General features: G+C 67.7%; 20 protein-coding genes and 1 tRNA gene. 10 read left to right on the top strand and 11 right to left on the bottom strand.

Features of this window, described 5'->3' with window-relative positions; all coding sequences use genetic code 11:
- Positions 1-181: 181 nt before the first annotated feature.
- Positions 182-985 (top strand): HAD family hydrolase, encoded by an 804-nt coding sequence (locus tag L1O03_RS00970; RefSeq protein ID WP_236117554.1) that lies wholly within the window; start codon positions 182-184, stop codon positions 983-985.
- Positions 986-1,016: 31 nt separating this feature from the next.
- On the opposite strand, the gene L1O03_RS00965 is transcribed toward L1O03_RS00970, so the two are convergent.
- Positions 1,017-1,739, bottom strand: a complete 723-nt coding sequence (locus L1O03_RS00965) for a hypothetical protein (protein ID WP_236117553.1) — start codon at positions 1,737-1,739, stop codon at positions 1,017-1,019.
- Positions 1,740-1,840: 101 nt separating this feature from the next.
- Here L1O03_RS00965 and L1O03_RS00960 point away from each other — a divergent pair, with 101 nt between their 5' ends.
- On the top strand, positions 1,841-2,347 hold the full coding sequence (locus L1O03_RS00960; RefSeq protein WP_236117552.1) for a phage holin family protein: 507 nt from the start codon (positions 1,841-1,843) through the stop codon (positions 2,345-2,347).
- Between the two features lie 29 nt (positions 2,348-2,376).
- On the top strand, positions 2,377-3,228 hold the full coding sequence (locus tag L1O03_RS00955) for an alpha/beta fold hydrolase (protein ID WP_236117551.1): 852 nt from the start codon (positions 2,377-2,379) through the stop codon (positions 3,226-3,228).
- Here the strand turns inward: L1O03_RS00955 and L1O03_RS00950 are convergent.
- Genes L1O03_RS00950 through nth form a run of 4 tightly spaced genes read right to left on the bottom strand, consistent with a single transcriptional unit; the run spans position 3,225 to position 6,635 of the window.
- Positions 3,225-4,454 carry a MarP family serine protease gene (locus L1O03_RS00950; protein WP_236117550.1) on the bottom strand — a complete coding sequence of 410 codons (1,230 nt, stop codon included), beginning with the start codon at positions 4,452-4,454 and terminating at the stop codon, positions 3,225-3,227. The two genes, L1O03_RS00955 and L1O03_RS00950, sit on opposite strands and share 4 nt — an antisense overlap.
- Entirely contained in the window at positions 4,451-5,218 is a 768-nt protein-coding gene (locus L1O03_RS00945; protein ID WP_236117549.1) for an NUDIX hydrolase, read from the bottom strand. The genes L1O03_RS00950 and L1O03_RS00945 overlap by 4 nt, the downstream gene beginning before the upstream one ends.
- Positions 5,215-5,814 carry a TlpA family protein disulfide reductase gene (locus L1O03_RS00940; RefSeq protein WP_236117548.1) on the bottom strand — a complete coding sequence of 200 codons (600 nt, stop codon included), beginning with the start codon at positions 5,812-5,814 and terminating at the stop codon, positions 5,215-5,217. The genes L1O03_RS00945 and L1O03_RS00940 overlap by 4 nt, the downstream gene beginning before the upstream one ends.
- The gene (nth, locus tag L1O03_RS00935) at positions 5,811-6,635 is read right to left on the bottom strand and encodes an endonuclease III (protein WP_420830263.1); all 825 of its coding nucleotides are present in this window, start codon (positions 6,633-6,635) and stop codon (positions 5,811-5,813) included. Before nth ends, L1O03_RS00940 begins: the two co-directional genes overlap by 4 nt.
- 318 nt (positions 6,636-6,953) lie before the next feature.
- Here nth and glxR point away from each other — a divergent pair, with 318 nt between their 5' ends.
- Positions 6,954-7,637, top strand: coding sequence for a CRP-like cAMP-activated global transcriptional regulator GlxR (gene glxR / locus L1O03_RS00930; RefSeq protein ID WP_236117546.1), 684 nt, complete (start codon positions 6,954-6,956; stop codon positions 7,635-7,637).
- A gap of 168 nt (positions 7,638-7,805) precedes the next feature.
- Here the strand turns inward: glxR and L1O03_RS00925 are convergent, their stop codons facing one another.
- From L1O03_RS00925 to L1O03_RS00910, 4 genes are all read right to left on the bottom strand, one after another.
- A complete protein-coding gene (locus L1O03_RS00925; protein ID WP_236117545.1) occupies positions 7,806-8,657 on the bottom strand; it encodes an MBL fold metallo-hydrolase in 852 nt (283 codons plus the stop codon).
- Between the two features lie 62 nt (positions 8,658-8,719).
- Positions 8,720-9,184 (bottom strand): RidA family protein, encoded by a 465-nt coding sequence (locus tag L1O03_RS00920; RefSeq protein WP_236117544.1) that lies wholly within the window; start codon positions 9,182-9,184, stop codon positions 8,720-8,722.
- Positions 9,184-9,339, bottom strand: a complete 156-nt coding sequence (locus L1O03_RS00915) for a Sp36 family protein (RefSeq protein ID WP_236117543.1) — start codon at positions 9,337-9,339, stop codon at positions 9,184-9,186. Before L1O03_RS00915 ends, L1O03_RS00920 begins: the two co-directional genes overlap by 1 nt.
- Positions 9,340-9,344: 5 nt before the next feature.
- Positions 9,345-9,686, bottom strand: a complete 342-nt coding sequence (locus L1O03_RS00910) for a WhiB family transcriptional regulator (RefSeq protein ID WP_275949248.1) — start codon at positions 9,684-9,686, stop codon at positions 9,345-9,347.
- A 143-nt stretch (positions 9,687-9,829) separates the two neighbouring features.
- Here L1O03_RS00910 and L1O03_RS00905 point away from each other — a divergent pair, with 143 nt between their 5' ends.
- On the top strand, positions 9,830-12,187 hold the full coding sequence (locus L1O03_RS00905) for a transglycosylase domain-containing protein (protein ID WP_236117542.1): 2,358 nt from the start codon (positions 9,830-9,832) through the stop codon (positions 12,185-12,187).
- Here the strand turns inward: L1O03_RS00905 and L1O03_RS00900 are convergent.
- Positions 12,184-12,639, bottom strand: coding sequence for a GatB/YqeY domain-containing protein (locus L1O03_RS00900; protein ID WP_236117541.1), 456 nt, complete (start codon positions 12,637-12,639; stop codon positions 12,184-12,186). The two genes, L1O03_RS00905 and L1O03_RS00900, sit on opposite strands and share 4 nt — an antisense overlap.
- A gap of 99 nt (positions 12,640-12,738) precedes the next feature.
- Here L1O03_RS00900 and L1O03_RS00895 point away from each other — a divergent pair, with 99 nt between their 5' ends.
- Positions 12,739-13,677, top strand: a complete 939-nt coding sequence (locus tag L1O03_RS00895) for a metallophosphoesterase (RefSeq protein ID WP_420830279.1) — start codon at positions 12,739-12,741, stop codon at positions 13,675-13,677.
- Between the two features lie 52 nt (positions 13,678-13,729).
- Positions 13,730-13,806, top strand: a tRNA-Pro gene (locus L1O03_RS00890).
- A 102-nt stretch (positions 13,807-13,908) separates the two neighbouring features.
- Here the strand turns inward: L1O03_RS00890 and L1O03_RS00885 are convergent.
- Positions 13,909-15,387, bottom strand: a complete 1,479-nt coding sequence (locus L1O03_RS00885; RefSeq protein ID WP_236117540.1) for a hypothetical protein — start codon at positions 15,385-15,387, stop codon at positions 13,909-13,911.
- A gap of 145 nt (positions 15,388-15,532) precedes the next feature.
- Here L1O03_RS00885 and L1O03_RS00880 point away from each other — a divergent pair, with 145 nt between their 5' ends.
- The 3 genes from L1O03_RS00880 to L1O03_RS00870 are packed head-to-tail and all read left to right on the top strand — an operon-like array spanning position 15,533 to position 20,408.
- Positions 15,533-18,439 (top strand): DUF4040 family protein, encoded by a 2,907-nt coding sequence (locus L1O03_RS00880; protein ID WP_236117539.1) that lies wholly within the window; start codon positions 15,533-15,535, stop codon positions 18,437-18,439.
- A complete protein-coding gene (locus L1O03_RS00875) occupies positions 18,436-18,885 on the top strand; it encodes a cation:proton antiporter subunit C (RefSeq protein ID WP_236117538.1) in 450 nt (149 codons plus the stop codon). Before L1O03_RS00880 ends, L1O03_RS00875 begins: the two co-directional genes overlap by 4 nt.
- Complete coding sequence (locus L1O03_RS00870) at positions 18,885-20,408, top strand: monovalent cation/H+ antiporter subunit D family protein (protein WP_236117537.1); 1,524 nt, start codon at positions 18,885-18,887, stop codon at positions 20,406-20,408. Before L1O03_RS00875 ends, L1O03_RS00870 begins: the two co-directional genes overlap by 1 nt.

Raw genomic sequence — 20,408 nt, 5'->3', positions numbered from 1 at the left:
CGGGGGGCGAGCCGGGGCGGGCCTCGCGCGATGTTGCCATCGGGGGCCCTGCGTGAGCGATTATGACACAGCTGCCTTCAGGAACACAAGTCCGCCAAAGAATTTCGTGCACACCCCTACCACGCAGCGCTTTTCCTTCTCTCCACCCTGCACGCTCGCGCACTTTCATTACACTGAGGTCATGTCTCCCACCGCCGCATTCTTTGACCTGGACAAAACCATCATCGCCGTCTCCTCTTCCCACACCCTGGGACGCAAGCTCGTGCTCTCCGGGATGATCTCCCCGGGCAATGCGCTTCACCTCGCCCTCGACCAGCTGTCCTGGGTCTTTTCCACCCAAAGCGCGGAGCAACTGGACCTGGCCCGCGAGCGGCTCTCGTCGGTCATCGAGGGGCTGAGCGTCGAGAAGGTGCACGACATCGCCGACGCCACCATGCACTCCTACCTCACCCCCAAGATTTTCCCGGAGGCACGCGAGCTCATTCAGCGGCACCAAGCCCACGGGGAGGATGTCATTATTGTGTCGGCCTCCGTCCCGGAGTTGGCCCACATCATTGGCCAGGAGCTGGGGATTGACGACATCATCGGCACCGAGCTGGAGATCAAGGACGGCACCTACACCGGGAATATTCCCTTCTATTGCACGGGCCCGAACAAGGCCGCGGCAATCGAAAAAATCGCCCAGGAAAGGGGCTATGAGCTGGGGGATTCCTATGCCTACTCCGATGCCGCGGCGGACATACCCATGCTCGAGCTCGTCGGGCATCCCGTGGCCGTCAACCCTGATCGCGTCCTGCGCCGCGAGGCCACCGAGCGCGGCTGGGAGGTCCTCGACTTCCGTAATCCCGACCCCCGCATCACCAGCAGCGCCACCAAGGAGCTGGGGCTCACCACCGTCCTCCTCCTCACCCTCGCGAGCGTCGGCGCCGGCACGTGGTGGTTCCTCCGTGACCGACAGGGCTCGACGTCCACCTCGGCGCACTAAAAGCCCCCGCAGCCTCCCACCCCAGCACCCATCAGTGCGAGGCCAGCCGCGCGATCCCTTCGGCCTCGCGCGCCCCCGCCTCCCACGCCCGAGCCAGGAAGGACACGGCCTGGGCCGCGTGCTCCGCATCCTGCGGGAACCCTGCGATGACCTCGCGGTATTCACCCTCATGGCGGTGGAGATAGGCCTCAGGAACGCACAGGCCACGGGGATCAAAGCCCGTCCCTATGGCGCAGAGCCGGCTGAGCACCCGAGCAATCGGACCTGAGGCCTCCCCAAAGATCTCCTGGCTCAGAATCTCTGCATGGAGCACCTGAGTGAGCACCCCCGGATGTGGGGAGGGCCGCCGGCTCAGCAGCCGGGAGAGGAGATCCAGCCGAGCCGCCGCGTCTGGGGTAGCGGGACGCGCCGGGACGCCGGCCCGGGAGGCGAGCGTCGAGAACATTTGGCGCGGAGCGCGGAGGAGGATCGCGGCGTTGCGCTGGGCGACCTCGGGGCCCAGCACCCCATAGACCTGGATGATGCGCTGGAAGGCGGGGTCCTTCTCCGGATCGGGCTGGATGGGGCCACCCTCAGCGAGGAGCGCCGAGCCCTGGGCTCCGCGCAGCGCCGCCTCCGCGGACGTGAGATCCGACTTCCTCAGATTGACGGGGCGCCGGTGCACCGCATTGATCGCCCGCGAGGCCAGCTCGCAGCTCTCCGCGACATCCCCCACAGCCAGAAGGGGAGCCAAAGGGTCGGACTCAGAAGGCATGTCCACTACGATAATCATCGTGATGCGGCCCCATGCGCACAGCATGGGGAAGCTGTGGCAACATTGGGATTATCTGAACGCCTTCGGAGGAAAGAGCAAACGTGAGCAACAAAGACGGACTCTTCACTGACGGGAGCGGGGATTTCTCCGCTCAGGTCAATTCCATCCCTCTCAGTGATGTGGATACCAGCGCAGCGGGCGAGGGTTCCATTGGCACGCTGATCAGCAACGCGACCAGCCAGATGTCCACCCTGTTCCGTTCCGAGCTGGAGCTCGCTAAGACGGAGCTCGCCCAGGAAGTGAAGAAGGGGGCAGTGGGCGGCGGCCTCTTCGGCGCCGCGGGCGTCCTGGCTCTCTACAGCACCTTCTTCTTCTTCGCTTTCCTTGCCGGCCTGCTGCACATCTGGCTGCCGTGGTGGGCGGCCTTCCTTATTGTGTTCGCCATCATCCTCGTGGTCGCCGGGCTGCTCGCGCTGGTCGGCTTCCTCAAGGTGAAGAAGATCGGCAAGCCGGAGAAGACCATCGATTCGGTCACGGAGCTGAAGAAGCTCGTCCCCGGCCAGGCTCAGAAGAAGCTTGAGGCGAACTCCCGAGGAATGTACTCCTGAGGATCCCCTCTGACCCTTTTCGTCATGACATGGTGCACACCCGTGGTGTGCGCCTTCATGCTGCCACCGCAGGCAGCGCCGATCACCCCCTGATCCTGCTCCTCCACGGGGCATGCGGGGCGTGGTTCGACTGGCGAGATATCCTCCTCCCCCTCGCTGACTGCGGTTATCACGTCGCGGCCGTCGACATGCGCGGCTACGGCCTCTCCGACCACCCGGCCGGTCGCTTCGACTATGACCTCCACGGCACAGTCGGCGACATCACGGGCGTCATTCGCAGCTTGGGTCATGATTCTGCCACCCTCATTGGCGAGGGCTCGGGCGGCGCTGTCGCCTGGACGGTCGCGTCCAAGTACCCAGCGATGGTGGACTCGCTCATCAGCATCGGCGCGATCCACCCCGCGGACCTCCGACGCCTCCGCTTCACCCAGCCGTGGACGGTCTTCCCACCGATCCCGGGCCTCCTTCCCCCCGCCCTGTGGCGCCGCGGCGTACCCAGCGCCGGCGCCTATCGACGCAACCTCGTGGCCAGCACCCACGCCCGTTTTCACGACGACTACCGCTTCGAGGAATACCTCTCCCTGCGCCTCGCGGAGCTCGCCCCCGAGCGCCCGCGCCCCGCAGTGAAGTCCAACATCGAACTGGTCTGGGCCAAAGTCCCCTCCGAGCAGTACCGCCGGCCCATCGACGCCCCCGTCACCCTCATCCACCCGGGCGGCCCCGGGTGGGAGGTCCAGGAGGATAGGGCTCGACGTCGAACCCGCGAAACCTTCCGCTCCGTCCACATCCCGGACACGGAGCTCCTGCCCCACATCGAGGACCCGGGAGCATTTCTCGACGCCATCGTCCCGGCGCTCGGCATGCGCCTGCGCCACAGCTAGCCCGCGCTCGGGTGCACCGTCGCGGTGCTTGGCTGCGCGCTGGCGACGCACTGCTCGGTCCCCACCGGATCGTGGAGGGCGGTGACGTCGCCGACCGTGCGGAAGACCTCATCCTTGGTGAGGGCGTAGCCGGTGTCGGCATCATCGACAGCCGCGCCGAAGATCACCCCAATGACGCGCCCCTCCGCGTTCACCACCGGGCCGCCGGAGTTCCCCTGGCGCACGGAGCCACGGAGGGTGTAGGCCTCCCGTTCCACGCGTCCACTGGCATAAATATCCGGCCCCGCGATGGTGAGCCGCTCACGCACGCGCGCGGGCGAGGCCGTGAATGGCCCGGACTCCGGGAATCCCATGACGATCGCATCATCGCCCGTCTCGGCGCTCTCCTCCGCCCAGGGCAGCACCGGCAGGTCGAGCTCCGGGGAGTAGAGCACCGCGAGGTCAACATGCGGGTTGTAGTAAACCACCTGCGCGGCCTTGAGGCCCTGCGTCGTGTCGAGGTTGACCTCGTTTGTCCCCGCCACGACGTGCGCATTCGTGATGACGTAGTCGGGGGCGGCCACGAAGCCGGAGCCCATGAGCCGGCGGGAGCACTGCTCGGCGTCGCCCATGACGTGGATGACGCTGGGCCGCAGCGAGGCCACCAGCGCCTTGTCCTCCACCTCGATGGCGGGCGGCTCCACGTCCGTGTTGTGCCCCTCGTAGATGCTCATGATCGGCGGGATGCCGCTGTCGCTGAGCATGGCGGAGATGCGGTCCGGCAGCTGCTCCACGCGCTGCGGGAGGAGGCGGTTCGTCGTCGCGAGGATCCGCGAGCCCCGCACCCCATCCGTCAGCGGCCCCGCGGAGCCGACGGCCAGCGGGTGCGCAATGAGCCAGGCCACCAGCAGCATCGCCAGAGGCTGGAAGATGGCTCCCACGAGGGAGTCGATCGCCCTCCCGGAGGAACGCGGCAGGGCGGCGCGCACCCGACCGCCGATCGCCCCACCGATAATCTCCCCGATGACCAACAGCAACACAATGAGCCCGAGCGCGGCGAGGATCCGCAGACCCGTCGTGTCGACGTAGGTCATGACCGTCGGCGCCAGCACCGCTCCGCCGATCAGCCCGGCAATCCCTCCCACGGTGCTGAAGATGGAGATCGCGGCCCCCATCCGCCACCCCTGGATCAGCGTCACAATGATGCCCAGGGCGAGCACGAGGTCGATGATGAGACTAGGTGTCACTCGTTTATCTTTCCGCCACGGGGGCCTCGGTGGTCATCGTTTAGTTTCTCATTATTGCGCGATCGGCGGATCATCTCCGCGAGCGGATAGGTAGTGTCGCGATCCCAGGCGTCTTCCCAGCCTCCCGCCGCGAGCACCCCGGCCAGCACGCCGGCGGTAAAACCCCACACGAGGTAGCCCTCCGCCCAAAAGGCGGGCCCGCGCCACGGGGCTCCGGTGCGAGGGTGCCGACGCCCCACCATGAGCCGATTCTCCGGCCGCACCAGCTCCGGCAGGGAACAGTAGAAGACGTGATCGGTCTCCTCGGGGCTCGCGGCCCAGACCCTGCCGGGCGTGGGCGACCACGCGAGCACCGGGCTCACCGACGCACCCCGGTGCGTGTGGGCATCCGGCAGGGTGAGCAGCGGGGTCACCCCCGCCCGGTCGAGGCCGGTCTCCTCCGCCGCTTCACGCAGCGCCGTGTCGATGACATCGCGGTCCCCCGGGTCCACCCGTCCCCCGGGAAAGGCCACCTGGCCGGCGTGCGAGCGCATGCTCGGCGAGCGGTGCGTGAGCAGCAGCTGCCCGTCCTCCCAGCTCTCCCCGGAGAACATCAGCAAGACCGCCGAGTGGCGCCCGGGTTCTGTGCCCCGGCGCGGCCGCGTCCCCGCCGGGCGGCCGTCGAGCCCAGGGGTCGCCGGCGCCGTCCTCCTCGCCGAGTCATAGAGCCCCCGCAGCCAGCCGGGCAGCGCGAGGTCGTCTGTCGCCACACTGCGCCGACTCATGCGAGCACCGAACTCACCGCGGCGTCGAGGTCCTCCACCGAGTGGAAGACCTGCGGGAACATCCCCGCGAGCTTCCCCTCCCGGAAGACGAGGGTGATCGGCACCGCCTTGGGCAGCCCATACGTGATGGCGAGCTGCTCAGTCGGGTCCGCGAGACTCGGCAGCGAGACCCCCGTCTCCGTGAGGAAATCCGCCCCGGCCTGCCCCTGCGGATCCACATGTGCGCCGACGACGGCATACTCCGGATGCTTCCGCGCGTACTCGTCCAGCACCGGAAGCTCCTCCCGGCACGGCGCGCACCACCAGGCCCAGAGGTTCACCACCGTGACATCCCGGGCCGGCGCCGCGTCCGCGTGTCCGCCGAGGCAGTCCAGCTGCACCTTGCCGAGGTCGACGCTCGGGCAATCCGGGCGGCTCCCGGCGGCCGCGGACTGAGGCTCAGCGCGCTCCCGCGCCGGCTGGGAGGGCGCTGAGGTGGACGTCGAGCCCTCTGATCCCGAGGGCTCCGGGGAGCGTAGGAGCCGGGGCACAGCGAGCGCGATGAGCACGGAGATGATGATGATCCCGAGGATGGACCATCGGACCGCCGGTTTCATGATTCCTCCTCGGGGTCGAGGCCGGCCATGCGTGCGAGGTGCTCGACGTTATCGCCGGTGAGGAGGGACTCGGCGAGGGCGGGGTCGGTGGGGCCGGCCTCCCCAAAGGAGGGACAGTCCGCCGCGAGGAAACACGCCCCGCACGCGGCGCGCCGAGAGTGGCAGACGCGGCGGCCGTGGAAAATCATGCGGTGGGAGAACATGGTCCACTCGCTCTTCTCGATGAGCTGCGCGATGTCCTTCTCGATCCGCAGCGGATCCTCCTCGGAGCTGAGGCCCAATCGCCTGCTCAGGCGCCCGAAGTGCGTGTCCACCGTGAGGCCCGGCACCCCAAACGCATTCCCGCGCACCACATGCGCCGTCTTGCGGCCCACCCCGGGGAGCGCGACGAGGGAATCCAGGTCACGGGGCACCTCGCCACCATGCTCCCCCACGATCCGCTCACTCAGCGCGATGATGTTGCGCGCCTTTGCCCGATAAAAACCCGTGGAGCGGATGAGCTCCTCCACCTCCACCTGGGGGGCCTGCGCCATCTCCGCCGGGCCCGGGAAGCGGCGGAAGAGGGCCGGCGTCACCTGGTTGACCCGCACATCCGTGCACTGCGCCGAGAGCACCGTGGCGACGAGCAGCTCGAAGGGCGAGCGGAAGGTGAGCTCGCAGTGGGCGTCGGGGTAGGCGCGGGCGAGCGTCCGATTGATCCTCCGCGCCCGGCGCGTCCGGGCGAGCGCACTCTCCGTTCCCCGTCGGGCAGGATGCGTGCCGGGCCGCGGGCGCGTGGCCGGTGTGGTATAGCGGGTGAGGCTTGAGGGCATGGGTTCCATCCTAACGCCCGGGGATAGAATGCCTTTATGCTCTTTCTCCTCGTGATTGCGACTCCCATCGTGCTCGGCCTCTTTGCCACCCAAATGGAGCGCTTGGAGTCAGCCGTGCTGCCTCAGGGGTAGAGTTTCACCCCCATTGTGGGATAAACCGGGCTTTACGTGATTTTTTCACTTCTGGGATGCAAAAGTGACGGATGGCACGCTACAGTGGTCGTGGACACACTGCTATCGACGCGTGCAGGTTGACCTCCGGTCCTTCGTGTAAAAGACCAGCCCCGTGAGCCGGAAGGTGTGCACGTCATTACTAAGGAGTTTTCTGTGGAAGGTGTTAAGGAGATCCTCTCCCGCGCCGGTATCTTCCAGGGGGTTGATCCGGTGGCCGTTGACAACCTCATTGCGGAGATGGAAACCGTCCGCTTCCCCCGCGGCACCACGATTTTCGATGAGGGCGATCCGGGTGACCGCCTCTACATCATCACTGCCGGCAAGGTGAAGCTTGCCCGCCACGCGCCGGACGGCCGCGAGAACCTGCTGTCCATCATGGGCCCCTCGGACATGTTCGGCGAGCTCTCCATCTTCGATCCGGGCCCCCGCACCTCCTCCGCGATCTGCGTCACCGAGGTCCACGCTGCCACCATGAATTCTGAGATGCTGCGCCAGTGGATCGAGCAGCACCCGGAGATCTCCCAGCAGCTTCTCCGCGTTCTCGCCCGCCGCCTGCGCCGCACCAACGCCAACCTCGCGGACCTCATCTTCACCGACGTGCCCGGCCGCGTCGCGAAGACCCTCCTCCAGCTGGCTAACCGCTTCGGCTCCCAGGAGGGCGCGGCACTCCGCGTCAACCACGACCTCACGCAGGAAGAGATCGCCCAGCTCGTCGGCGCATCCCGCGAGACCGTGAACAAGGCGCTGGCCACCTTCGCGCACCGCGGGTGGATCCGTCTGGAGGGCAAGTCCGTGCTCATCGTTGACACGGAGCACCTCGCCCGCCGCGCACGCTAAGAGCCCCAGCGCTGAGGCACCACGTCTTGTGCCTCAGCCCGCGCGGCCACGATGTGCGTCCGGCGTGTGGCCGCGCGCAGCCGCAGCCGCCCCAACAGACACCACAGCCCCGCTCCTCACCAGGAGGAACGGGGCTGCAATGCTGTCAGGAGTTCTTCTTCAGCCTTATTATTCGGCGCCGGCGGGGGTGTCCTCGCCGCTGCCTTCTCCCTCGTGCTCAGCGAGGTAGCGCAGGGCCACGCGGGTGGATTGCTCGGCGGCACCGCGGAGGACGGGGTCCACGTCGTCATACATGACGTCGATGAGCTTCTGGAGCTCGATGTCCTTGCCGTATTTCTCCCAGGCCTCGTGGATCTGCTGGAGGCGGTACTCGCGGCGGCCGATGTACTTCTCCGCGAAGGCGGAGACGTCCGCGCCGTCGGGCCCGTGCCCGGGGAGCAGCGGGATGCCCTTGCCGCGCTCCTTGAGCATGTGGAGGGAGCGGAGATAATCGCCGAGGTCGCCGTCGGTCTCGGAGATCATCGTCGTGTGGCGCCCCGCGATGGTGTCTCCCGTGACGATGCCCTCGAGGGTGGAGGAGCCCGGCTCCCCCGACCAGATGAAGAAGCAGACGGCGTCGGCCGTGTGGCCGGGGGTGTGGACGACCTCGATCTGCGGGGTCACGCCCTCGATCTTGATGATCTCCCCATCCTCGAGCTTCTCCGCGCCATAGCAGTGCGTCGGGTCAAAGGCGCGCACCGGAGCCCCCGTGAGCTGGCGGAAGCGGTGGGCGCCGTCCGCGTGATCGTGGTGCCGGTGCGTGAGCAGGATGAGCCCCACCTTGTCTGCCCGGGAGTGGAGGACGTTGAGGTGGCCCTCGTCCTCAGGACCCGGATCAATGACGATGCTGTATTCATCCTCTGGGGCGCGAATCACCCAAGAATTCGTGCCCTCGAGGGCGGCATAACCAGGATTCGGGCAAAGAACAACGGCCGCGGATGCCGTGACCGGCCGAAGCTGACTGTAAGCGGGGTGCTCCATGAGCTCCACTCTAGTCGCCCGACCCGGCCGGCACGGATTCCTCCCCGTGCGGGGGTGGCCGCCTAACGCAATTCGACGATGAGCTCCAGTTCGACGGGCGAATTCAGGGGCAGCTCGGCCACGCCGACGGCGCTACGCACGTGCTCGCCTGCCTCGCCGAAGACCTCGACCATGAGCTCGGAGGCGCCGTTAATGACGGCCGGCTGGCCGTCGAAACCGGGCGCGCTGGCCACGAAACCTGTGATCTTGAGGACGCGGCGGACGGCGTCGAGCCCCACGAGGGAATCGACGGCAGCCAGGGCGTTAATGCCCGCGGTGCGGGCGAGGTCCTTGGCGGCATCGGTGTCAAGGTCCGCACCCACTTTGCCCACGGCCGGCAGCTCGCCGGAGACGAAGGGCAGCTGGCCGGAGGTCCACACCTGGTTGCCCACCTGGGTGACGGGGATGTAGGCGGCCACCGGGGCGGCGACCTCGGGAAGGGTGATGCCCAGCTCAGCGAGGCGGGCGGTCGGGGTGCTCGCAGTCATTACTCCACCTCCCGCTTCATGAAGGCCACGAGGCTCTCCGGGTTCGGGCCGGGGGTCACGGTGACGAGCTCCCAGCCGTCCTCCCCCCACGTGTCAAGAATCTGCTTCGTGGCATGCGTTAAGAGCGGTACGGTCGAGTATTCCCATTTCTTCATGGGGACTACTGTACGTGGCCGCCCCGGGCGGCGGTATCCCCTCGCGGCACGCCGGGGATGGTTCCACCCTCCCGGAAGTAGTGGGACCAGGACTGGACGTTGGGGTATTGCCGCAGGACGGCGCGACGCTGGCGCTCGGTGAGTCCACCCCACACTCCGTATTCAATGCGGTTATCGAGGGCATCCGCGCAGCACTCCGTGATGACGGGACAGCTATCGCAGATGCGGGCGGCATCGTTCTGGGCGGCGCCTTGGACGAAGAGGGCGTCGGGATGCAGGTGACGGCATCGGCCCAAGTCCGCCCAGTGCATGGCCCAGCTCTCGGTGGAGGTGCTCGGTGAGGTCATGGGGGCTCCTGTCGTCGTCGTAGTTGATCCTTCATCCTAACCAATGATGTGGGACACAGTGAACCCGCCTCCGTGTCCCCCGCCATATTGGGGTGGGCGGCGGGGAGTTCCCATGCGGGCCGCGGCTACGTAGACTACGAAGCGTGTCTGTCGCTCGATCCCTAAGCACTCTGCTGCTCGCTACGCTGGCCTGCGCGCTGGTCATCACCCTGGCGCTCGTGCCCCTGGCCGGGGCCTCTGCTGTCGCGATCACGCGGACCAGCTCCACGATGGAGTCCAACCTCGCGGACATGACCGACGGGGTCACCCCCGGCGTCACCACCATGACCGACGTGGAGGGCAACCCCATCGCGTGGATCTACGATCAGCGCCGCTACCCCGTGGCCGCGGATCAGATTCCCCAGCACGCGAAGGACGCCATCGTGGCGATTGAGGATCGGCGCTTCTACGAACACGAGGGCGTGGACCTCCAGGGCACGGCCCGCGCGATGGTCACCAACCTCGTCTCCGGGGGGATCGCGCAGGGGGCGTCCACCCTCGACCAGCAGTACGTGAAGAACTACCTGCTGCTTGTCACCGCGAAGGATGAGGATGCGCAGGCCGCGGCCATTGAGACCTCGATCCCCCGCAAGCTGCGGGAGATGCGCATGGCCTCCGACCTGGACAAGATGCTCTCCAAGGATGAGATCGTCACCCGTTACCTCAACCTCGTCCCCTTCGGCAACGGCGCCTACGGGATCGAGGCGGCCGCCCGCACCTACTTCAATAAGCCCGCCGCCGAGCTCAGCGTGCCCCAGTCCGCAATGCTCGCCGGGATGGTGCAATCCTCCTCGGCTTTCGACCCCTTCACCAACCCCGACGCCGTCCTCGAGCGCCGCAACACGGTTCTCGACGCCATGGTGGACGCCGGCTACCTGCAGTCCTTCGAGGCCGACCGCTTTAAGCAGGAAGAGCTGGGCGTCGTGAATGAAGACTCCGCCCCGCCGAACGGCTGCATCAGCGCGGGCGACCGCGGCTTCTTCTGCGACTACGCGCTCACCTACCTCGAGCACAAGGGCCTTCCCAAGGAGCAGCTCCTCAAGGGCGAGTACACCATCCGCACGACCCTCGACCCCCACATGCAGGACGCCGCCCACGAGGCGCTCACCAAGAACGTCAACCCCACCCAGCCGGGCGTGGCCGAGGTGACCAACATCGTGGAGCCGGGGCATGACTCCCGCAAGATCCGCGCCATGGCCTCCTCGCGCAGGTACGGCCTCAACCAGGAGGCCAGCGAGACCGTGCTGCCCCAGGCCTCCGCGATGGTGGGCGACGGCGCTGGATCCGTGTTCAAGCTCTTCACGGCGGCCGCCGCCCTGGAGAAGGGCATGGGGCTCAACGCCGTGCTCGACGTTCCGACGCGCTATGAGGCCACGGGCCTGGGCGAGGGCGGCGCCGCGAATTGCCCGCCCAACACCTACTGCGTGGAAAACGCTGGCGTCTACCGCTCCCAGATGTCGCTGACGGACACGCTGGCGCAATCGCCCAACACGCCGTTTGTCAAGCTCATTGAGCAGGTGGGCGTGTCCAACGTCGTCGACCTCGCCGTAAAGCTGGGCCTGCGCTCTTATGCGGAGAAGGGCTCCTGGGATGAGAACACGTCCATCGCGGACTACATGAAGGAGGCCAACCTGGGTTCCTTCACCCTCGGCCCGACGGCCGTCAACCCGCTGGAGCTCTCCAACGTGGCCGCCACCCTCGCCTCCGACGGCCACTGGTGCGAGCCCAACCCCATCGAATCCGTCACCGACTCCTCCGGGCAGGAGGTGGCGCTTGACCGCCCCCAGTGCGAGCAGGCCGTGAGCGAGGACGTAGCCCACGCCCTCACCGCCGGGATGAGCAAGGACTACACCAGCGGCACCGCCAAGGACGCCGCGCGCAGCAGCGGGTGGAGCACCCCCATCGCCTCGAAGACGGGCACCACGGAAACCCACCAGTCCGCCGCCTTCCTCGGCTACAACTCCGGCTTTGCCGCCGCCACCTACATCTACAACGACGGCACGAACAACGCCCCGCTGTGCACCGGCCCCGTCCAGCAGTGCCAGAACGGCACCCTCTACGGCGGAATGGAGCCTGCCCGCACGTGGTTCCAGATCGCCAAGAGCGTCCCCGCCGCCACCGACGGCCACCTGCCCAAGCACAACGAGGACTATGACCAAGGCACCGCGCAGACCGAGGTCAACGCGGCCGTCGGCAGCAAGGAGGAGGACGCCCGCCGCTTCCTCAGCGACCGCGGCTATAAGGTCAGCTCGCGGATGGTCGCGGGCGACGGCAGCCCCCAGGGCACCGTCCTGCGCGTCGTCTCCGCCGACGGCAGCCCGATGGTGAAGGACTCAGAAGTGGTCATGGAAATCTCCGACGGCACGCGGCCCCGGCGCCCCGAACCCCGTCGAAACACCAATGATGTCCAGCAGCAATTTGACCAGCTGACGGAGGACCTCCGCCGGGTCTTCGGGCTCTAGCTCAGCGCGGCGCGCACGGCGGTGGAGAGCCGCTTGCCGTCGACGCGCCCGGCGGCCCGGGCCTGGGCGGCCTTCATGACCGGCCCCATGTTCTTCATCGTGGGATTCTCCCCGGCGACCTCCTGGACGACCTCAGCGACGAAGGCGGAGAGCTCCTCATCGCTGAACTGGGAGGGCTGATACTCGGCGAGGACGGCCGCCTCCGCCTCCTCCCGCTCCGCAAGATCCGGGCGATCATTTTGGGCATAAATGTCCGCGGACTCGCGGCGCTTCTTGATTTCCCGGGCAACGATGCCAAGGATCTCCTCATCACTCAGTTCGTGCTGGGAGCCGCTGCGCTCCTCGTAGGTGATGGCGGAGACGAGCATGCGCAGGGCCCCCTTGCGCACGTCGTCGCGGGCCTTCATCGCGGCGGACAGGTCCTGGCGAATACGATTCTTGAGCTCACTCATGCTTCCACCTTACGCAGGCTGGCCGCTAGGCTAGATCGGGTGACACGGACGAAGAGGAAGACAAGGACAGCACCCGCCACCACCCGCACTCGACGCGTCCTGCGCGCCGCCGCGGCGCTCGCCGGGGCCGGCACGCTGGCGGGGGTGACGACGGCCCTCCTCGCGAACCGGGAGCTGCACCACTTCGAGCTTCACGAGTACACCCTCCCCCTCCTCAAGCCAGGGACCCTGGGGACGAATACCCTCGGCAAGCCTGAGGAGTTCCGCATCCTGCACCTCAGCGACCTCCACATGATCCCCGGCCAGGAGGATAAGGAGGAGTGGGTGTCTGGGCTCGTTGATCTGCGGCCGGACCTCGTCATCAACACCGGGGACAATCTCTCCCACGAGAAGGGCGTCCCCCACGTGCTGCGCGCGCTCGGCGGGCTCCTCGACGTGCCGGGGCTCTTCGTCTTCGGCTCCAATGACTATTACGGGCCGCGCCCCGTCAACCCCTTCCTCTACCTGCTGGGGAAGAAGCGCCCGGTGGGCGACAACCTCCTGCCCTGGGAGGGGATGAAGGCTGCCTTCCAGGAGCATGGTTGGCTCGACGCCACCCACGCGCGCCGCGACATCCGGGTGGGACGGGTGAAGATCGCGGCGGCGGGCGTCGACGACCCTCACCATGACCTCGATGACTACTCGACGATCGCCGGGCCGCCCAACGAGCGCGCCGACCTCGCGATTGCGCTCGTCCACGCCCCGGAGCCGCGCGTCCTTGACCGCTTTGAGGCCGACGGCTACCAGCTCTGCTTCTGCGGCCACACGCACGGCGGCCAGCTCTGCCTGCCGGGGGGCCGGGCGATTGTCACCAATTGCGGGATTGATCGGGAGCGGGCGCGCGGGCTCCACCGCTGGAAGTCCATGCTCCTTCACGTGACCAACGGGTTGGGTACCTCGCGCTATGTGCCCTTCCGGGTGTTCTGCCGGCCCTCCGCCACGCTCCTGCGGATCACCGATGATCCCGCCTATGAGGAGAAGCATCCGAACCGGCACTGACCTGCTGTTTTGCGCAAATGCTCGCGCATCGACTATGGTTGTGCGAGTGCCACGGGATATGGCGCAGCTTGGTAGCGCGCCTCGTTCGGGACGAGGAGGTCGCAGGTTCAAATCCTGTTATCCCGACCAGATGAAGGGCCGATAACCACTGGGTTATCGGCCCTTTGCTTATGCCCGCGCCGCCCGCCCCGTCAGGGCTCCCCCGGGCGCGCCGGCTACAGCATCCCCCTTTTAATCCGCCATCCCGTGCCGCGGGGCGGAGGGAGCCGAGGAAGAATCCGCATCCCGGCGCGCCGCCAGAACCCCGATTCCCGCGATGATCGCCAGGGCCAGCAGCAGCCCGAGGGAGAGAACGAGTGCGTTAGCGCTGCCGCTGTTCCCCGCGGTGGAGACGGCCATGGTGGTGTAGTTCAGCGGCAGGAGGCTGGCGATCACCGACCAGACACCGTGCGCATCCTCATGGATGGAGCTGCTCCACACGTGGCCGACCACGCCGACCTCCACGATGAGCACCACCGCCGCCACGATCATGGCGATCAGCCGGCCGCCGAGGCGCCAGGCGAGCGTCGTCATCAATATGGAGACCGCGACGCCCAGGGCGCAGCCCACGGCGGCGAGCAGCAGCTGCCCAGCCCCGAGGTTCCCGCCCAGGATCCCGGCGAGGAGAACGCCGAGGATGGTGAGGACCGCTCCCCCGCCGATCGCGCCGAGGAGGCGCTGGCGGCGGCTGTCCTCGCGGCCGGCGATGAAGGCGATCGCCGCCCCGCCGACAGCCATGAGCACCCCGATGAGCAGGGCGTGGATGGGGTTGAGCATGGGGCTGGGGTTCTCGCCGGAGGCGGCGGCTTCCTCGGCGGCGATGCTCGGGCTCGTCGGGAGGGCGCGCTGGACGGCCTGGACCCGGCTCTGGTTCTGGGCGGCGAGGTTCTGGATCTTGCCGGCGCCGTCGTCGAGTTGGTTGACGCCGTCAACGGCCTGGCCGACGCCGCCCTGGAGCTCCGTCATGCCAGCGGCCAGCTGCTGGGCGCCCTGGGTGGCCTGGTAGATGCCGTCATGGTAGGCGTAGCCGGGCGTGGCCAGCTGGTTGGCGAGTTCCCGGGAGCCCGTGTGCGCGCGGTTGATTTGCTCCTTGATGGCCTCGTCGAGCTGGAAGTTCGCAATCTGATCGCGGAAGCCCTGGAGCTGCTCGCGCATGCCCCGGGCGCGCGGGTCGAGGCTGTCTTTGAGTTCGCCGTCGGCTTGGTCTACGGCGGTGAGCATCTGGCCGCGGACCGCTTCGAGGCCGGCCATCTCCTGGACGACCTGGTCGATGCCGTCGGCGAGCTCCGTGGCGCCCTGCCCGAGCTGCCCGGTGCCGGCCTGGATCTGGACGAGCCCCTGGGAGAGCTGCTGGCTGGCGTCGGTGGCGCGGTTCATGCCGTCGGTGAGCTCACCCGACTTGTCGCGGAACTGCTGGGTTCCCTCTTTGAGCTGGTCGGTGCCCTTCTTGAGGAGGCCGGCCTGGGTGTTGGCGGCGCCGGCCGCCTGCCGCGCCCCGACGAGCGCCCGCGGGTCGATGCCGGACATGGTGGGGCTGGCATCGTCGACGGGGGCGCCTCCCTCGCTCCACGTGGTGGCGGGGCTGAGCCCCAGCACGGCGCCCACGGCAAGCGGGATCACGAGCGCTAGCGCCAGGAGATAAGGGAGGATTCGGGTTCGCGCACTCTTCATGTCGAGAAACTTACCGCGTCCCTCGAAGCGGCGCTCGGAGGCACCCCGGGGAATCCTGCGCGGGAGGCGGCGGGAGGGCCCACTGGTACTATTGACCACGTCGTTTAGAGCAATGTCTACCCCAGCCATCGAGAGTGATTCACCCGTGACCCTTCTCATTGTGATCGCCCTCGCTGCGGCGGCGGTGGTGCTTGCTACCCCGGCGGTCAAGATTTTTGACCGTCGTGCTGGGTGGCCCCTGGCGGCGTTCTTCGTCGTCGGGGCGGTGCTGATTGCCAGGGATTTCACCCACACCCCCTTGTCTTTTGACTGGGTGTGGGTTCACGATTTCTTGGCACCAGGTATCGACGTGTCCTTCGCGCTCCGTGGCGATGCCCTCAGTCTGTTCTTCGCAGTGCTCGCCCTGGGCATAGGCGCGGTGGTGTTTATCTACTCCGCCTCCTACTTGCCCGCCCGTCAGGGAAACACCAGCTTCTACCTCATCATGACGGCGTTCACGCTGTCGATTCTCCTGCTGGTTCTCGCCAATGACGTGGTGCTGCTCTTCATCGCGTGGGAGTTGGTGTCTATCGCCTCCTTCCTTCTTATTGCGCGCTCGGGATCCGGCGGCGAGGCCGGCTCCCAACGGACCCTCATTCTCACCTTCTTTGGCGGCCTCACCCTGCTCGCCTCGCTGGGCATCATGGCCGTCGAGGCGGGCTCGACGAACCTGCAGGTCATCCTCGGCGCCGACTTCTGGCACGAGAAGCCCGGGCTCACGGCGGTCCTCGCCGTCCTGCTGGCGATCTCCGCCTTCACCAAGTCCGCCCAGCTGCCCTTCCACTTCTGGCTCCCCGAGGCCATGGCGGCAGCCACCCCGGTCTCCGCCTTCCTCCACGCCGCGGCGGTGGTGAAGGCGGGTATTTACGTCCTGCTCCGATTCTCCACGGTGTTCCACGGGGTCGCGGCCTGGAATTGGCTGCTCATCGTCGTCGGTATGGCGACGGCCCTCATGAGCTCCTACTTCGCCATCCAGAAGACGGACCTCAAGAAGCTCACCGCCTATTCCACGGTGTCTCACCTCGGCTGGATTGTCGCGACGATCGGCGTCGGCACCCCCTTCGCGCTGGCCGCGGCAGTGGTGCACACGCTGGCGCACGCGCTGTTTAAGTCCTCGCTCTTCATGCTCATCGGCGTCATTGACCATGAGGCCGGCTCCCGCGACGTCCGCCGCCTGGGCCCGCTGATCCGCCGCATGCCGTGCACCTTCGTCTCGGTGTGCGTGGGCGCGGCGTCGATGGCCGCGATCCCGCCGCTCATGGGCTTCGTCTCCAAGGAGGGCATGATCACCGCCTTCATGGATGCGCCCCTGGGCAACACGGCGGTCATCATGCTGCTCATCGCGGCGACGGTCGGCGCGGTCTTCACCTTCACGTATTCCGCACGGCTCGTCTTCGGCGCATTTGTCGACGGCCCCCGGGACATGTCTCACGTCCACGAGGCACCCGTCGCGCTGTGGCTCCCGGCGGCGATCCCCGGCCTGCTCTCCCTGCCGGCCGCGTTCCTCGTCGGCTACCTGGGCCGCCCGGTGGAGGCCATCCTCGGCTCGGTGGGCATGAGCGCCCACCTCCACTTCGGCCTCTGGCACGGCGTGAACCTGCCGCTCGTCATCTCGATCATCGTCCTCGTGGTGGGCATCTTCGGCGTGCTGCACCGCCAGGGCGTGTGGAACGCCCTCGATGGCCGCGAGCTCTTCCCGGGCTCCGGCAACCGGGCGCTCGCCGCCCTCCAATCCGGGCTCACCGAGGTGGGCCGCGCCCTCGGCTGGATGGCTAACACGCTCAACCCCTCGCGCCACCTGCTGTGGCTGTGGCTCACGCTCATCAGCCTCGCGGCCGCCGGTCTCATCGTTCCGGGGCTCGACGGCGTCCCGGCGCAGCCCAAGGTCACCGGGCTGGACCAGCCGATCGACCTCGCGGCCTTTGCGATCATTGCGCTCTCGGTCATTGGCCTGGTGCGCACGCGCAACCGCCTGTCCTCGGTGGTCTTCCTGGGCACCGCGGGCGTGGGTGTCACCCTCCAGATGCTGTCTCTGGGCGCCCCGGATGTGGGCCTCGTGCAGTTCCTCGTCGAGGCGCTGGTCACCATCATCATGATGCTGGTCATCCGCCACCAGCCGGCCACCTACCAGCGGATTTCCCCGCGGCACAAGAGGGGCGCAGCGCTCGTCGCGATCCTGGCCGGCGTGGCGACCTTCGCCGCGATCTGGGGGCTGCTGGCCCGGCACGGGCGCTCGGACCTGGGCATGTGGTACGTGCAGAACACGCACAACATCGCGGACGCGGACAACGTGGTGGGCGCGATCCTCGTCGAGTTCCGTGCCCTCGATACCCTGGGCGAGCTCTCGGTGCTGGGTATGGCGGCCGTCGTCATCGGCGCGGTCATCCAGTCCATTCCGCGCGGGCAGTTCGCCCCGGGAACGCGGCCGCGCCCCTTCGGGCAGTCGCGGCTCAACGCCATCCCCATGCAGAAGGCGCTCGTCCTCGTCACCCCGATTCTGCTGGTCTCCAGCGTGCTCATCTTCTGGCGCGGGCATAGCGCCCCGGGCGGCGGCTTCCCAGCGGCGCTCGTCGCCGGCGCGGCGATCATGCTCTCCTACCTCACGGGTGGCAAGGACGCCGGTATTTTCCGACGCCGCACCCCGCGCGTCCTCACCGGGGTGGGCATTGTCACCGCCCTGGTGGCGGGTTTCATCGGCTACCTGCACGGCGGTTTCCTCTATGCCATCCACGGCGAGTTCCTGGGCCAGCACCTCACGACCTCGCTCATCTTCGATGGCGGTATTTACCTCGCGGTGCTGGGCATGCTGACCATGGCGATCAACGCGCTCGGCGGGTATACGCGGCCGGGTGCGGAGAGCATCGATGACCTCGACTACGTCCGCTCCCAGGGCCCGCTGCCGCCGACGCCGCAGATGCCCACCGTCGAGAATGCGGACCCCGACTTCCCGGAGGCCATCAACCCCGCCACCGTCCCCGCCGCCCCGAAGGCCGGAAAGGAGAATGCCCGATGATCATGGCCCTCAGCATCTCGATCCTCGTTGCCGGCGGTGTCTACCTCATTCTCACGCGCGGCATGGTCCGCATCATCCTGGGAATCGGGCTCATTAGCCACGCCGGGAACCTGCTGCTTCTCGCGACGGGCATCGGCGCCTGGCGTGGGGAGCCGTTCATGAATCGCACGAGTATGGACGCCATCGCGGACCCGCTCCCCCAGGCGTTCGTCCTCACCGCGATCGTCATTTCCATGGCCGTGACGACGATCCTCCTCACCCTCTCCGCCCTCGGCTCGAACGACGACACGCACGTGGCCGAGCGGATGCCGGAGGACGGCCCCTCGACCATCGACACGGCGGGGCGCCGCATTGAAAAGCAGGCGGCGCGCAAGGCTGCCGTGGAGAAGGCGGAGCGTGAGGCCGCCGCCAAGGCCCTCTCCGAGGCGCAGGAGGTGCAGCGCTAATGGGTGTGTATTTGCCCCTCATGGTGGCGGTTCCGCTGGTGTCCAGCGCGATCGCCCTGCTCCTGCCCTGGCGTCCGGCGCGCGACGCCCTCCACATCCTCATCCCGCTGCTCAGCCTCCTCGCGGGTGCGGGCCTCTTCTGTTACACCGCCTCGCACGGGGCGATCGCCCACAATGTCGGCCTCTACGACGGCGGCGTGGCGATCCCCTTCGCGGCGGACACCTTCTCCTCGATCATGCTGGTGGCCACCGGGCTCATCGCGGTGACGGCCAACTGGTTTGCCACGGCCGCGGGGGAGACGAGTTCCCGCTTCTACGCCTCGCTCACCCTCATGCTCGTCACGGGTGTGAACGGCGCGCTGCTCACGGCGGATCTCTTCAACTTCTTCGTGTTCATCGAGGTCATGCTGCTGCCCTCCTATGGCCTCATCGCCATGTCGGGCACCTGGGCGCGGCTGGCCGGCGGGCGCATGTTCGTGCTCGTCAACCTCACGGCCTCCACGGTGCTGCTCATCGGCGTGGGCCTGCTCTATGGCGTGGTGGGCACGGTCAACCTGCCGGCGCTGGCCGGCGTGGGGCGGGGCCACGGCCCGGCCGTCGTGGCGCTCGGGGTGGTCATCATCGCGATCGCGGCGAAGGCCGGTGTCTTCCCCCTCCACACGTGGCTGCCCCGCACCTACCCGGGGACGTCCGCGGCGGTCATGGGCCTCTTCTCTGGCCTGCACACCAAGGTGGGCGTGTACATGCTCTTCCGGCTGTTCGTCGTGGTCTTTGACCTGGAGCAGCGGTGGAACTGGCTCATCATTGCGCTCATGGTGGTGTCCATGCTCATCGGCGGCTTCGCGGGGCTGGCGGAGAATTCCATCCGCCGCGTGCTTGCCTACCAGATGGTCAACGGCATGCCGATGATCCTCGTGGTCCTCGCCTTCCTCGGCGACCACCCGGAGCGGGCGCTCGCCGCCGGGCTCATCTACACCCTGCACCACATGGTGACGGTGGGTTCCCTCATCCTCACCTCGGGCGCGGTGGAGGAAACCTACGGCACCGGCATCCTCAAGCGGCTCTCCGGCCTCGCGCGCCGCGATAAGCTCGTGGCCGCGATCTTCGCCGCCGGCGCCTTCTCCGTCGTGGGCTTCCCGCCCTTCTCCGGCCTGTGGGGCAAGGTGGCCATCGTCATCACGGCGGCGCGCCAGGGCTCGGTGGGCTCGTGGATCGTCATCGCGGCGATCATCCTGGCCTCCTTCGGCGCCCTGCTCAGCATGCTCCGCATCTGGCGGGAGGTCTTCTGGGGCCGAGACATGAGCGAGAAGCGCTACCCCGCCTCGCTGCGCATCCCGGGCGCCCTCATCGCGCCGGGTGGGCTGCTCATCCTCGTGTCCCTCGCGATGTTCCTGGGAGCCGGCCCGCTCATGGATGCCAGCATCACGGCCACCTCGGGGCTGCTCGACGTCGAGAACTACCAGCACGTGGTGCTGGGCGATCACCCGATTGGCCTCCCCGACCTCAGCGAGCAAGGACGTTAA

The sequence above is a fragment of the Corynebacterium uropygiale genome, assembly GCF_021568315.1.
Lineage (GTDB): Bacteria > Actinomycetota > Actinomycetes > Mycobacteriales > Mycobacteriaceae > Corynebacterium > Corynebacterium uropygiale.
This window is presented reverse-complemented; position numbering and strand designations above follow the sequence as displayed.